General features: G+C 35.5%; 8 protein-coding genes. 7 read left to right on the top strand and 1 reads right to left on the bottom strand.

The genetic code is table 11. From position 1 onward, the window contains the following. Window positions 1-13 precede the first annotated feature (13 nt). From Q0787_RS06160 to Q0787_RS06135, 6 genes are all read left to right on the top strand, one after another. Window positions 14-5,596, top strand: coding sequence for an MG2 domain-containing protein (locus tag Q0787_RS06160; protein ID WP_298901365.1), 5,583 nt, complete (start codon window positions 14-16; stop codon window positions 5,594-5,596). A 5-nt stretch (window positions 5,597-5,601) separates the two neighbouring features. Next, window positions 5,602-5,850, top strand: coding sequence for a hypothetical protein (locus Q0787_RS06155; RefSeq protein WP_298901364.1), 249 nt, complete (start codon window positions 5,602-5,604; stop codon window positions 5,848-5,850). Further along, entirely contained in the window at window positions 5,840-6,148 is a 309-nt protein-coding gene (locus Q0787_RS06150) for an antibiotic biosynthesis monooxygenase (RefSeq protein WP_298901363.1), read from the top strand. The genes Q0787_RS06155 and Q0787_RS06150 overlap by 11 nt, the downstream gene beginning before the upstream one ends. Further along, window positions 6,149-8,497, top strand: a complete 2,349-nt coding sequence (pbpC, locus tag Q0787_RS06145) for a penicillin-binding protein 1C (protein WP_298901361.1) — start codon at window positions 6,149-6,151, stop codon at window positions 8,495-8,497. A 51-nt stretch (window positions 8,498-8,548) separates the two neighbouring features. Next, window positions 8,549-10,207 carry a solute:sodium symporter family transporter gene (locus tag Q0787_RS06140; RefSeq protein WP_298901360.1) on the top strand — a complete coding sequence of 553 codons (1,659 nt, stop codon included), beginning with the start codon at window positions 8,549-8,551 and terminating at the stop codon, window positions 10,205-10,207. 88 nt (window positions 10,208-10,295) lie between these two features. Next, window positions 10,296-10,730: a hypothetical protein gene (locus Q0787_RS06135; RefSeq protein ID WP_298901359.1), complete on the top strand. Its 435-nt coding sequence runs from the start codon at window positions 10,296-10,298 to the stop codon at window positions 10,728-10,730. A gap of 71 nt (window positions 10,731-10,801) precedes the next feature. Here the strand turns inward: Q0787_RS06135 and Q0787_RS06130 are convergent, their stop codons facing one another. After that, on the bottom strand, window positions 10,802-11,872 hold the full coding sequence (locus Q0787_RS06130) for an endonuclease/exonuclease/phosphatase family protein (protein WP_298901358.1): 1,071 nt from the start codon (window positions 11,870-11,872) through the stop codon (window positions 10,802-10,804). A gap of 146 nt (window positions 11,873-12,018) precedes the next feature. Here Q0787_RS06130 and Q0787_RS06125 point away from each other — a divergent pair, with 146 nt between their 5' ends. Next, entirely contained in the window at window positions 12,019-14,865 is a 2,847-nt protein-coding gene (locus tag Q0787_RS06125) for a TonB-dependent receptor (protein ID WP_298901357.1), read from the top strand. Window position 14,866: the final 1 nt, after the last annotated feature.

Genomic DNA, 14,866 nt, shown 5'->3' with positions numbered 1-14,866 from the left:
CATGTCCATCGCCATGAAACCAAAACATCTGTTCGCCTTAATTTTATGTCTCGCCATCGTTTTTTCATGTAAGAAAAAAGAGCCTTCTACTCAAGAAACTGATAACCTCTTTAAATTTAGAGATTATATAAGTTATACATCTTCTGGTTTGCAATCTGTAGTTAATCCTATAACCATCAATCTATCTAATGATGTTGCTGATTGGGACATCAACAAAGAAATTACAGATGATCTTATTGGAATATCTCCTCATGTTGAAGGTACTTTAAAAGCTGTAAACAAACACACAATGGTTTTTACGCCAGATGAGCATTTAGAACCCGCAACAGAATATACTGTGGTTGTTAAGTTAGATAAGATTTATAAAGACATGCCTAAAAATTATAAGGACTATACTTTTCAGTTTAAAACCATAACACCAAATTTCAATATAGCTACGAATGCACTACAGTCGTATAGTAAAAAATGGCAATATCTAGAAGCATCTATTAAATCGGCAGATATAATTTCGCTAGAGGATGCAAAAAAATTGGTGAAAGCCACTCAAAACGGAAAGCAACTTAAGCTACATTTTAACGAACTCGAAAAGGATGCTAAATATTTTGATTTTAGAATAGATAGTATAAACCGTTTTGTTGATGATTCTGAAATTCTAATACAATGGAATGGAAAGGTCATAAACGCAGAAAATGAAGGTGAGAATACGATTCAAATTCCTGGTATTAACAATTTCAAAATAGTAAATGTTGAAGCCTACAAATCTCCAGAACAATTCTTATATATTAATTTTTCAGACCCGATAAAAACCCAACAAAATTTTGACGGTTTGGTAACAATTCAGAATGTTAAAGATCCAAAGTTTGTTGTCGTTGGGAATGTCTTAAAAGTCTATCCAGACACGAAACTCATTGGAAACATTCAAGTTGATGTATTCCAAGGCATAAAGAATACAGATGGTTACAAACTTAAAAGTCCGTTTTCAGAAGCCATCTCATTCGAAGAAATAAAACCCCAAGTTCGTTTAGTAAGTAACGGAACCATTTTACCAAACTCTAAGGAGTTAAAGTTCAATTTCGAAGCCGTAAACTTAAGTGCTGTTGATATTAGAATCATCAAAATATTCGAGGATAATGTATTACAATTTCTTCAAGATAATGTTATGAGTAGCAACAACGACAATGAAATAAAACGTGTTGGTCGTCGTATTGCTAAGCAAACAATTCAACTACAATCTGCTGCCGAAAACTCTGGAAAATGGAAAGCCTATAGCATTGATCTTTCTAAATATTTTAAAGCAGACCCTGGTGCTATCTATAGAGTTGAACTTAGCTATTCTAGGAAATACTCACTCTATGATTGTGAAGCTAATCCTGATAGTGCGCTCAATGAAAATGACGAATATGACGATTATTATTACGAAGAAGACTACTATTATGATGAGTATGCCGATTCTAATACCGAAGACGACGAATTAAGAGAGCAAGAATATTGGGATAACCGAACGTATAGATACAGAAATCACACCTATAATTGGAGACAACGCAATAATCCTTGTCATGACGCCTATTATGGTGACGGTAAAATTATCGCACAAAACCTATTGGCTTCTAATCTTGGTGTTATTGTAAAGCAAGGTGCTGGCAACAACTATTACTTTGCTGTAACTAATATTTTAAATACTAATCCGGAGGCAAATGCAACCATAAAATTGTACAATTTTCAGCAACAAGAAATAGGCACAGTTTCAACAAATAGTGAAGGATTAGCATCATATGATGCCAATAAGTTTGCATCATTTGCTATTGTTTCTAAGGGAAATAACACAAGCTATTTAAGACTTACAGATGGTAACTCTTTATCATTAAGCAAATTTGATGTTTCGGGAAATAGATTACAACGTGGGCTCAAAGGTTATATCTACGGTGAGCGTGGTGTATGGCGCCCTGGAGATTCGTTATTCTTAACATTTATGTTAAATGACAAAGCCAACGAATTGCCTAAAGGCCACCCTGTAAAAATGGAGGTTACCGATCCCAATGGAAAACTCATCTACAAACATGTGACATCCGATAATGTCAATAATTTCTATAAGTTTATTGTTCCTACAGTTTCAGAAGGAAAAACAGGAAACTACAATGCTAAAGTGTCTGTGGGAGGCGCACAATTTTATAAAGCATTAAAGGTAGAAACAGTAAAGCCCAACCGACTCAAAATTAAAGTCGATTTCAAACAAGATATACTATCTAGTGAAGTACCTCTAGACGGAACATTAGATGTAAAATGGCTACATGGTGCTCCTGCAAAACATATAAAGGCCGAAATAAAAGCTAAGTTTAGCAGCTCTTATACTAGTTTTAAAAATTTTAAAGGTTATGTGTTTAGCGATCCTACACGCCAGTTTAGTACTGAAGAATTAAATGTTTTTGAAGGAAATTTAAGCGAAGAAGGAAAAGCAACGATCGACACTAACCTTGATATTGGAAAAAATGCGCCAGGTATGCTTAATGCACAATTTTTGGTAAGAGCATTTGAGAATGGTGGGGACTTTTCTCTAGACGCCTTTACAAAAACGTATTCTCCATACGAATCCTACGTTGGTTTAAAATCTCCAAAAGGAAATTATTATGGTTCTTATTTTACAGATACTAATCAAACTTTCGATTTAGCCGTTGTTGATAAAGACGGAAAACCTGTAAAACGCGAAAACCTCGAAATTAAAGTTTATAAAATTGAATGGCGTTGGTGGTGGAACTCATCATATGATAACCTATCTAATTATGTATCGAGTAGTTACCATAGACCTATATTAACAAAAAAGGCTTCAACGGGAGCCAATGGTAAAACATCATTTACTATTAAAATTCCTGAAAACGATAGAGGTCGTTACCTTATTAGAGTATATGATCCTGTAAGTGGTCATGCTACTGGACGTACGGCATATTTCTATAGAAATTGGTCTGGAATGTCTACAGGAAACAATAAAGAAGCAGCTAAAATGTTAGTGTTTGCCTCTGATAAAAATAAATATATCGTTGGTGAAACGGCAAAAATAAAATTCCCATCTGGGAACGAAGGTCGTGCCTTGATTAGTATAGAAAATGGTTCTGACGTGATTGAACACAAATGGGTAAAAACTAAAAAAGGAGAAACAACGGTTAATATACCTATTACTTCGGAAATGGCGCCAAACGTGTTTGTTAATATCTCTTTATTGCAACCGCATGCTATTACAAGTAATGACTTACCTATTAGGTTATATGGTGTTATTCCAATCTTAGTTGAAGATCCAAAAACCATTCTAGAACCAGAATTACGCATGGCAAGTGTTTTAAGACCAGAGCAAGAATTTGAGGTCTATGTTTCTGAAAAGAATAAAAAGGCCATGACCTATACTATTGCAATGGTTGAAGAAGGACTGCTCGATTTAACCCGATTTAAAACGCCTAATGCGTGGAACACTTTCTATTCTCGCGAAGCACTGGGTGTAAAAACATGGGATATTTTTGATGATGTTATTGGTGCATATTCTGGCAGTATCGATCAGGTATTTGCAATTGGTGGTGACGGAAGTGCAGCTAAGGGTAAAAATAAAAAAGCCAATCGCTTTAAACCTGTTGTTACCTATTTAGGACCTTTTAAGCTAGAAGCTGGTGGAAGACAATCTCACAAAATTAAAATGCCAAATTATGTTGGAGCCGTTCGAACTATGGTTGTAGCAGGAAATAATCAAACAGAAGCCTATGGAAGCACAGACAAATCTGTTGAAGTAAAAAAACCATTAATGGTGTTGGCAACCTTACCAAGAAAATTAAGTCCGGGAGAAAAAGTAACCCTTCCTGTGACCGTGTTTGCGATGGAACCTAAAGTAAAAAATGTCAATTTAAGTTTAAAATTAAGTGATGGTATTTCTGTGGTAGGTAATAATTCTCAAAAATTGTCTTTTGCAAAACCAGATGAGCAAATGGCTTATTTCCAATTAGACGTTAGCAAGGCAAAAGGTATCAATACTGTTGAAGTGATTGCAACAGGAAATGGTGAGAAGTCAACATATAAAGTAGAACTAGATGTTGTGAATCCAAATCCGATAACTTCAAAATTTGAAAATGCGCAATTAGAAGCAAATGCATCGCAAAGTCTAGATTTTTCAACCTTTGGAGTTCCTGGAACAAATTCGGCAACTGTTGAGTTTTCAACATTACCTCCAATGGATTTCTCAAAACGATTGGAATATCTCATTCAATATCCACATGGATGTGTTGAGCAAACGACGTCGAGTGTGTTTCCGCAGTTATACTTAAGTGATATTTTCGATCTTAAATACGAAAAGCGCCAGCAAATTCAATCAAATATAGAAAATGGCATAAAACGTTTAGGGAATTTCCAAAGACCCAATGGAGGCATGAGTTATTGGATTGGTGAAAATACGGCCAACGACTGGGGAACAAGTTACGCCGGACATTTTATGATTGAAGCCGAAAAGAAAGGCTTTGTATTACCTCTAACCTTTAAAAGCAACTGGTTACGTTACCAAAAAGAAGCCGCTAGAGACTGGAGACCAAGCTATAGACGTTATAATTCGGATTTGGCTCAGGCCTACCGATTATACACTTTGGCCTTAGCTGGAAGCCCAGACCTTGCCTCTATGAATAGATTACGAGAATTCACCGAAATTTCAAACGAGGCCAAATGGCGATTAGCAGCAGCGTATGCTCTAGCTGGTCAAAAGGAAGCAAGCGAACAACTATCGAAAACAGCTAACATCGATTTCAAACCGCCTAAATATAATTATTATACTTATGGTTCAGTAGATCGAAATAGAGCTATGGCTTTAGAAACCATGATTATTACTAAAAACCCTAAAGCTCGAGAAATTGCAGAATACATCGCTAAAGATTTATCAAGTACGCAATGGATGAGTACACAAACAACAGCTTACAGTTTATTAGCTATGGCAAAAATGGTAGAAGCCAATGGTGGAAAGCATATGAATTTCAGTTATACCTTTAATGGAAAGACAGAAACAATAGACACCAAAAGCACTATTGCGCAGCGCAAACTTGCCGTTAAAGACGGTTCTAACACATTAACTTTAAAGAATGCTATTAGCAACTTGGTTTATGTACGTGTTTTAAATTCAGGAAAACTTCCTTTAGGACAAGAATTGGCAGAGCAACGTGGTTTAAGTGTTTCTGTTATCTACCAAGATTTAAAAGGAAATCGTCTTAACGTATCCGAATTGCAGCAAGGGCAAGATATTGTGGCAAGAATTAGTGTGAGTAACCTAAAAAATGAGTCGCTACGAGATGTGGCACTTACTCAGATTTTCCCTTCGGGATGGGAGATTGTAAATACACGTTTTACAGATTATGGTGATACAACAACAAGTAATGCCAGATATACAGATATTAGAGATGATCGTGTGAATTTTTATTTCGACTTACCTCGAAAAGGAAAGCGCGGCACTAGAGTGTTTACCGTAATGCTCAATGCAGCTTACCTAGGCACCTACTATTTACCAGGTACGCAAGTGGAGGCTATGTATGATAATGATTTCTTTGTGAGAAATAAAGGACGTTGGATTGAAGTTAAAAAATAGAACAGATGAAAAAGTATAGTATATTTTTACTGATGTTACCGCTATGCTATGCTTGTGGCATCGATGATTCAAAAACTAAATCGTTATATGAACATCAGGAAATTGATAGTTTCAAAATTGAAAACGACACCATTTTTAGAAACCAAATTCCTGTGGCTATTAAAGTATCCTCGATACAACGGTTTGATAACAGCCAAGTATTGATTATAAAAAAGATTGATAACAATAAAACTGGTAAGTACCATGCAAAATAACAAACCATATTACGCAGTAATTTTCACCTCAACACAATCTGATACTACAGATGGTTATGAAGAAATGGCTAACCAAATGGAAGCTCTAGCGAAACAACAAGAGGGTTTTATAGGTATTGAAAGTGCCAGAGACACCATAGGAATTACTGTTAGTTATTGGGAAAGTCTTGAGGCTATTAAAAACTGGAAACAGCAAACTGATCATTTAGTGGCACAACAAAAAGGGCGTCAAGACTGGTACCGTTGGTATAGAGTGAGAATTTGTAAAGTAGAACGTGATTATGAATTTGTAAAATAAATGAAACTAGTAAACTACATAAAAAAGCGTAAAAAGAGATTTGTCGTATTAGCGATAGGCCTTATTATTTATGCTTTTTGTTTACCTAGTGACTTATTTATAGATCCTACAGCGACTGTAATTACAAGTAAAAATAATGAGCTTTTGGGTGCTCAAATTGCTAAAGATGGCCAATGGCGATTTCCGCATAACGATAGCATTCCTGAAAAATTTAAAACCTGCATAGTTCAGTTTGAAGATGAATATTTTTACAATCATCCTGGTTTTAATCCCATCTCCATTTTTAAAGCCTTAAAAGACAATATAAGCGCTGGTGAAGTAAAGCGTGGTGGTAGTACTTTGACGCAGCAAGTGATTCGTTTATCTCGAAAAGGGCAATCTAGAACCTATATCGAAAAAATTAAAGAAATCATTCTGGCTACACGATTAGAACTTCGAGATTCTAAAGACGATATTCTTGCCTACTATAGTAGTAATGCTCCTTTTGGTGGAAATGTTGTTGGTTTGGATGCTGCTGCTTGGCGTTATTTTAATAGAGATGCACACCAACTCTCGTGGGCTGAAAGCGCTACTTTAGCCGTTTTACCTAATGCGCCTAGTTTAATTTATCCCGGAAAAAACCAAAAACGTTTACTAGAAAAGCGCAACCGCCTGTTACTAAAACTTCTTGAAAATACAATTATAGACTCCTTAACCTACGAATTATCTATTGCCGAAGACTTACCCCAGAAACCCTATGCCTTACCTCAAATTGCACCTCATCTTTTACAGAAAATAGTGCAGTCAAATCGAGGGGAACGTATTAAAACAACCATTGACACCAAACTTCAGGAGCGCGTCAATCTTATCGTAAAAAATCAGTACAATCTTTTAAAGCAAAATGAAATTCATAATGCATCTGTTTTGGTATTAGATGTCCATACACGTGAGGTTTTAGCGTATGTTGGGAATACACCAACAGATAGAGCGCATCAAAAAGATGTAGATATTATTGATAAACCACGAAGTACAGGTAGTATTCTAAAACCATTTTTATATGCCGCCATGTTAGATGCTGGGGATTTATTACCAAATACTTTGGTCGCAGATGTGCCATCTCAATTTGGGAGCTATAACCCAACCAATTTCAACAAAGAATTTGATGGTGTCATCCCAGCAAGTCGGGCGTTATCACGATCACTAAATATTCCTGCCGTAAGAATGTTACAAAGTTTTGGACTAGATCGATTTCATCAATATTTAAAACAATTACACCTTAAAGATTTAAAATACAACGCCAATCATTATGGGCTGTCACTTATTTTAGGTGGTGCCGAAAGCAACTTATGGGATTTGTGTAAAAGCTATGCTTCCATGTCATCTACACTAAATCATTTTTCTGAAACCTCAAGCGAATACTACACTAATGAATTTGTAGAGCCAACGTTTATGACTTCGGAAACTGTAAACTTTGGAAAAAAGTCTACTGAAAAAACACTATTTGATGCTGCTTCCATTTACCTTACCTATGAAAGTTTAAAAAAAGTAAATCGCCCTGAAGGCGACGAAAGTTGGGAGTTTTTTGATGATTCTAAACAGATTGCCTGGAAAACAGGAACAAGTTTTGGATTTCGCGATGCTTGGGCTATTGGCACGACAAAAGATTATGTAGTTGGTGTTTGGGTTGGAAATGCAGATGGTGAAGGTCGTCCAGGCTTGGTAGGTGTTCAAACGGCGGCTCCAATTTTATTTGATGTTTTTGATATATTACCACATAGCGACTGGTTTGCCAAACCATATGACGAAATGCAAGAAGTGAGTATTTGCTCAAAAAGCGGACATCGCGCGTCTCCAATTTGTGACGATACAGAAGATCGTTATATTCAGGCAAGCGGATTAAAAACATCGCCTTGTCCATATCATATTTTAGCGCACGTCGATGCCACCGAGACCTATCAAGTGAATTCATCTTGCGAAAATTTAAAGGATATCAAACACAAGCCATGGTTTGTTTTATCACCTTTAAAAGCCTATTACTACAAAACCAAAAACCCGTTTTACAAACCACTTCCGAAATTGAGAATGGACTGTATGGGCGAGTTACAACTAAGCATGGATTTTATTTATCCGAAAGCCAAAAACTCTGTATTCCTCCCAAAAGATTTCGATGGCAATACCAATGATCTTGTCTTGAAGATTGCCCATTCAAAACCTGAAGCTACGGTATATTGGTATCTTGATGAGACCTATGTTGGCACTACTAAAGACATTCATGAAATCGCCATTATTCCAGAAAAAGGAAAGCACCTCATTACTGTGGTTGACGAATTTGGCAATGAGGCGAAACGACATATTTCTATTTCGGAGTAAGCTCGCCATATTAAGATCCTTTTTAGTATTTTACAGTACTAAAACAATAGCATGATTGGTATTCTTAGTTTTGTTGGTTTTACTGCTTTAGTAGCAATCATTTCTTATGTCGCTACCCGAAAAACAGACGAGTCGTCATCTGATGGTTATTTTCTAGGAGGTAGAAGCCTTACCGCAGGAGTTATTGCAGGTTCTTTATTATTGACCAATCTATCCACTGAGCAATTAGTGGGTTTAAATGGCTCGGCATATACAGAAGGGATTCTCGTTATGGTCTGGGAAACTTTAGCAGCTATTGCCATGGTAGTGACTGCCTTGTACTTATTGCCGCGCTACCTAAAAAGTGGATTGATTACTATTCCGCAGTTTTTGGCAAATCGCTTTGATGTGACTACAAAAACATTAACCTCTGCTCTGTTTTTAACGGGATATGTTGTTGTGCTTTTACCTACAATTCTCTATTCAGGGTCTTTAGCCATAAGTGGTATGTTTGATGTTTCAAATGTACTCGGTGTTTCAGAAAATGCGGCACTATGGATTTGCATTTGGGGTATTGGAATTATTGGTTCTATTTATGCCATTTTTGGCGGACTTAAAGCTGTCGCTGTTTCCGATGCGATAAACGCTATTGGTTTACTTATTGGCGGTATTTTAATTCCTGTTTTCGGACTGCTAATTATTGGAGAGGGAAGCGTAACGGATGGCATATCTACACTTCAAACTAATATCCCCGAGAAGTTTAATGCTATCGGAAGCTCAACATCATCTGTTCCTTTTGCCACTATTTTTACCGGAATGATGCTAGTACAGCTATTTTATTGGGGTACTAATCAGCAAATCATTCAACGTGCTTTGGGTGCAAAAAACCTTAAGGAAGGTCAAAAGGGCTTACTACTAGGATCTTTTATTAAAATACTTGGACCTCTAATTGTTGTGTTGCCAGGTATTATTGCTTTTTACATGCATCAAAACGAGATGTTATCTGTATCTGAGCCCGACCAGGCTTATGGTGCATTGGTTAAAAAAGTACTTCCTCCTGAACTCTTAGGATTCTTTGCCGCTGTACTATTTGGCGCCATTTTGAGTTCCTTTAATAGTGTTCTAAATAGTGCCGTAACGTTGTTTGGTGTAGATATTTACAAAGAACATATAAATACTTCAGCAGATGAAAAAACCACCGTAAAATATGGAAAACGCTTTGGAATTGCCCTTGCTATTGGAGCTATGCTCATTGCACCTTTTCTATCAGAATTAGATAGTATTTTTGACTATTTACAGCGTGTAAACGGGATATATAGCATTCCTATTCTAACCATTATTTTTGTTGGTTTTATGACTAAAAGAGTGCCTGCCATCGCTGCAAAAATTGGATTATTATCAGGTTCCATATTATACATTATTAGCGAATTTGTGATAAGACCAATGCGTGTAAATGCAGCCTTGGAGGAGGCCTCTTTTATGAAAATAACATCACCATCAGATTTGAACATTATAGAGACTAATGCCTACCCCCATTTTTTACATATCATGGCTATTTTATTCGTGCTCAATGTTATAATAATGTTACTTATTGGACGCATTAAACCAAGAAAGGTAGCTTATGAACAAGTATTTACTAACGCCGTCAATATTACACCATGGAAATATGCAAAAGTAGTTGGTGTCATTATTATCATTATTGTCATAGGTGTCTACCTATATTACTCTTAATTAATACTTTAAAGTGCAGAACCAGAATTAACACATCAAATTGTATTAAATTCTTACCTTTGCTTTTGTAATTTTTAAACTATAACCGATGTACGATATTGTTAAAATGCTCCATTCTTATTGGGCTTACCTAGTACTTATTATGCTAGTATTAGCTACATTTAATGCCTTAATCAAGTTTTTTGGGAATAAAGAATTTCAAGCGGTAGATTTCAGAATTTCTCTATTTGCGCTCATCGTTACCCATATTCAATTATTAATAGGGTTGTTATTATATTTCACATCACCTTTCGGATTAAAAAACATACAAAACAATGGTATGGGTGGATTGGATCCATTTTCTAGACTTTTAGCTGTTGAGCATCCGTTTGTTGGAATTTTAGCCGTTGTCCTCATTACAATGGGGTACTCAAAACATAAAAAGAAATTAACGTCGAAACCAAAGTTTAAAATGTTAGCCATTTTTTACACATTGGGACTTCTTCTAGTCTTATCTAGAATACCTTGGACAAATTGGTTTTAATGAATTATCATAAAAAGAAAAATGCGCTATTATAATTTAATAGCGCATTTTTTTATTGTGATAAGTTATGTTTAATCTTCTACTTGTTTAATAAGGTATACATATACTGGGAAGTGATCACTAAATCCACCTGTAAATCCACCATCAGCAAAGCTTCTAAAAGGATATCCTTTATAACGGCCTCTTTTATTAGCGAGATACAACTTGTTGTAGATCCCTGCTTTGTAAAATCTGTAAGATGAATAATCGTCTTTCTCAATAAGTGGTTTGGTGAACATTATTTGGTCAAATAAACTCCATGCATCTCTCCATGCTGTTGTTCCATAGCCTTTTTCAGTAAACATATTTTCAAAAGGATTGTAAATACCTTTTAATTCTACATCCTTTTTATCTGCTTTCGCCTTTAGTACACCTTTTACACTTTCATTTGTAGGATCGTCATTTAAATCTCCCATCGTAAATATTTTAGCATAAGGATCTTTAGACTGTATCGAATCAATGATACGTTTATTTAACTTGGCCGCTCCAACACGTTTTGATCTACTTCTTGCCTCTCCTCCACTTCGTGATGGCCAGTGATTCACAATCACGTGAATAGGATCTCCGTCTAGTTCACCACTCACCAAAAGTTGGTCTCTTGTAATGACACGCTTTCTACTTACATCATCATAAATTAACAATTCAAAAGAGTCATGACTTGTTGGTTTAAACAATGACTTTTGATATAATAATGCTACATCAATTCCCCTAACGTCAGGAGATTCGTAATGTATAATACCATAATCTTTAGACAACAATAAAGGATGATTAACAAGGTCAACTAATACTTGTCTATTTTCAATTTCGCAAACACCAATTAAGGCAGGTGTATTTCCAGTAACATCAGCTCCAATATCGGCAATAACTCTTGCCATATTGTTCACTTTCTTTTTATAAATTCCTTCTCGGTCTGCTTTGATTTCCATAATTGGACTTCTCTCGTCAAACTTTGTGGTGTCGTTGATAGTGTCAAATAAATTCTCTAAATTGTAGAATGCTACAGTGTGAATTTTAAATCGTTTTTCTTTTTTCCCATCTTGAGAAAAGCCATTAAATGTCATTAAAAAACAAATAATTGCTAAAGAAAAATGTAGTGGTTTCATAGTTTATATATTATGTTATCGTTATGATGATTACAAATGTCGAGCCAAAAGTATGTATTTATTATAAATAATGTAAATTTGCACGCTTTAAATAACTTAAATTACTATTATTTAATGCATAAGAATTATTAATCTTAATATAAGGCATGAAAAAAAGTTTTTTTATTTTTTTATTCGGAATGTTTTCCATGTTGACATCCTTCGCTCAAGAGACTATTGTTAAAGGTAGTGTTTTAGATGGAACAACAGGTGAACCAATTCCTGATGTAACAATTACAATTGAAGAAACTTCGCAATCTGTTAAAACTGATGCGAACGGTGAATTTCAATTTCAAACCATTGTTCCTTTAGGCGAACAAGTTCTTAGAGTTGAAAAGGATGGTTATGTTACAAAACGTTACCCTATTGTTGTTAATGAAGGGCAAACCGTAGATATAAGCGGTATGACTCTTGACTTCGATAGTGACAAGACAGATTCTTTCGTTATTTCAATTTCTGATGACAATTTAAATAGTGAAGATGATGGTTTAACAGACAATATTTCTGGATTACTACAAGCATCTAGAGATCAATTCCTACGTGCAGCTGCGTTTGATTTTAGCGCCACGTTTTTTAGACCTAGAGGTTTAGATAATGCCAACGGAAAAGTACTTATTAATGGTGTTGAAATGAACAAGCAATTTAGTGGTAGACCGCAATGGGGAAATTGGGGTGGACTAAATGATGTTCAAAGAAATCAAGAATTTACTATTGGTATGTCTGCCAACGATTATACATTTAGTGATCTTGCAGGTACTAATAATATTGTAATGAGAGCCTCTAGATATAGAGAAGGTGGAAGAGTATCTTATGCTTCTGCAAACAGAAGTTATACTGGTCGTGTTATGGCTAGCTACAATTCTGGAATCCTTGAAGGCGGTTGGTCTTATTCTGTGTTGGCCTCAAGACGTTTTGGAAATGAGGGTTATGTAGATGGAACACTTTACGACTCTAACTCATTTTTTGCTGCTGTTGAAAAGAAAATCAACGATAAACACAGCATTAACTTTACAGGAATTTATGCCCAAAACAGACGTGGGCGTTCTACGGCTATAACCGATGAAATTCTTGCTTTAAAAGGAAGAAAATATAACCCATTCTGGGGCGAGCAAGATGGTGATATTAGAAACTCAAGAGTACGAGAAATAGAAGAACCTATTTTAATGTTAAATCACTTTTGGGATATTTCACCTAAAACAAAATTAAACACAAATGTTGCTTACCAATTTGGAAAAATAGGTAATACTAGAATTGATAATGGAGGAACACGACTAGTAACCTTTAACGGTCAAGCAAGTTATATTGGTGGTGCTAGAAATCCAGATCCTTCTTACTACCAAAATTTACCTAGCTACCATTTGAGAGATGTAAATCCAACAGCTTACGATTACGAACAAGCATTTTTGGCTGCTCAAAACTTCAGAAATAACGGTCAGTTAGATTGGAACGCATTATACAGTGCCAATGCTACGGTGAGAGCTCAAGGAGGAAATTCTATCTATGCTATTCAAGAAGATAGAAATGACGATTCACAATTTACGATTAACTCTATATTAGATACTGAGTTATCTGAGCGTGTGAGATTAAATGCCATGGTAAGTTATAGACGATTAAAAAGTGAAAACTTTGCTAACCTAAAAGACCTTTTAGGTGGAACAGGTTACTTAGATGTAGATTTCTTCGCAGAAGAAGATGCTAACGTTATCGAGTCTCTAGAAGATGTGGCGCAGAGTGATTTAAACAATCCTAATAGAATTGTTAGAGAAGGTGATCGTTACAAATACAATTACGAAATAGATGCAAACGTTGTTACTGGTTTTGCGCAGGCTCAATTTAAATACAACAAGATAGATTTCTACTTAGGAGCAAACATTTCTCAAACTACATACCAAAGAAATGGTTTGTTTGAAAATGGAAACTTTTCTGGTTCACGTTCTTTTGGGAAAAGTGAAAAATTAGATTTTTCTAACTACGGTGTTAAAGCTGGAGGTACTTATAAAGTTACTGGTCGTCATCTTATTGATTTCAATGCAAGTTACTTTACTAAAGCACCAACAATTAGAAATTCATTCAATAATGCAAGGCAAAACAATGATGTTGTTATTGGTTTAGAAAGTGAAAAAATTCAATCTGTTGATGTAAGTTATATTTTCAGATCTCCAACAATTAAAGCTAGACTTACAGGGTTCTATTCTGGATTTCAAGATGGAACAGATATCGGTTTCTTCTTTACTGAAGATTTAGCCGGGCTTGGTTTAGATACTGGAGATGCATTTGTACAAGAGGTCCTTACCAACGTTGAAAAAAGACATATTGGAGTAGAATTAGGGTTTGAAGCTCAAGTAACACCAACGATAAAATTAAAAGCAGCAGCTTCTGTTGGTCAATACACATTTGATAATAATCCAAACTTATATTTAACAAGTGATGATTTTGATGGTCCATTAACCTTTGGAGATGGTACTACAAATATTAAAGATTACCATGTAGCTGGAGGTCCAGAACGTGCTTATCAAATTGGATTTGAATACCGCGACCCAGATTTCTGGAATGTTGGTCTAACAACAAACTATTTCTCAAACGCATACATTGATGTAAGTAACCTTGCTAGATCTGCAAACTTTACTACAGATTTTGATGGTCAACCAATAGTTGGTTATGACGAAGATATCGCTAGAGATTTATTAAAACAAGAAGAGTTTGACGACTATGTTCTTGTTAACATTGTAGGTGGAAAATCATGGAGAGTTGGTGATTACTTTGTTGGATTCTTTGCAACAATTAATAACGTCTTCGATCAAGAATATAAAACAGGAGGATTTGAGCAATCAAGGTTACCAAAGTATACAAGGTTATTAGAAGATCAATCTAGATCTACAGGACCTGTATTTGGTTCTCGTTATTTCAACGGAAATGGAACAACTTATTACTTAAATGTATACCTTCGATTCTAAA

This window comes from uncultured Psychroserpens sp. (assembly GCF_947492715.1).
Lineage (GTDB): Bacteria > Bacteroidota > Bacteroidia > Flavobacteriales > Flavobacteriaceae > Psychroserpens.
The sequence above is the reverse complement of the archived record's forward strand: the minus strand, read 5'-3'. Positions and strand labels throughout refer to the sequence as shown.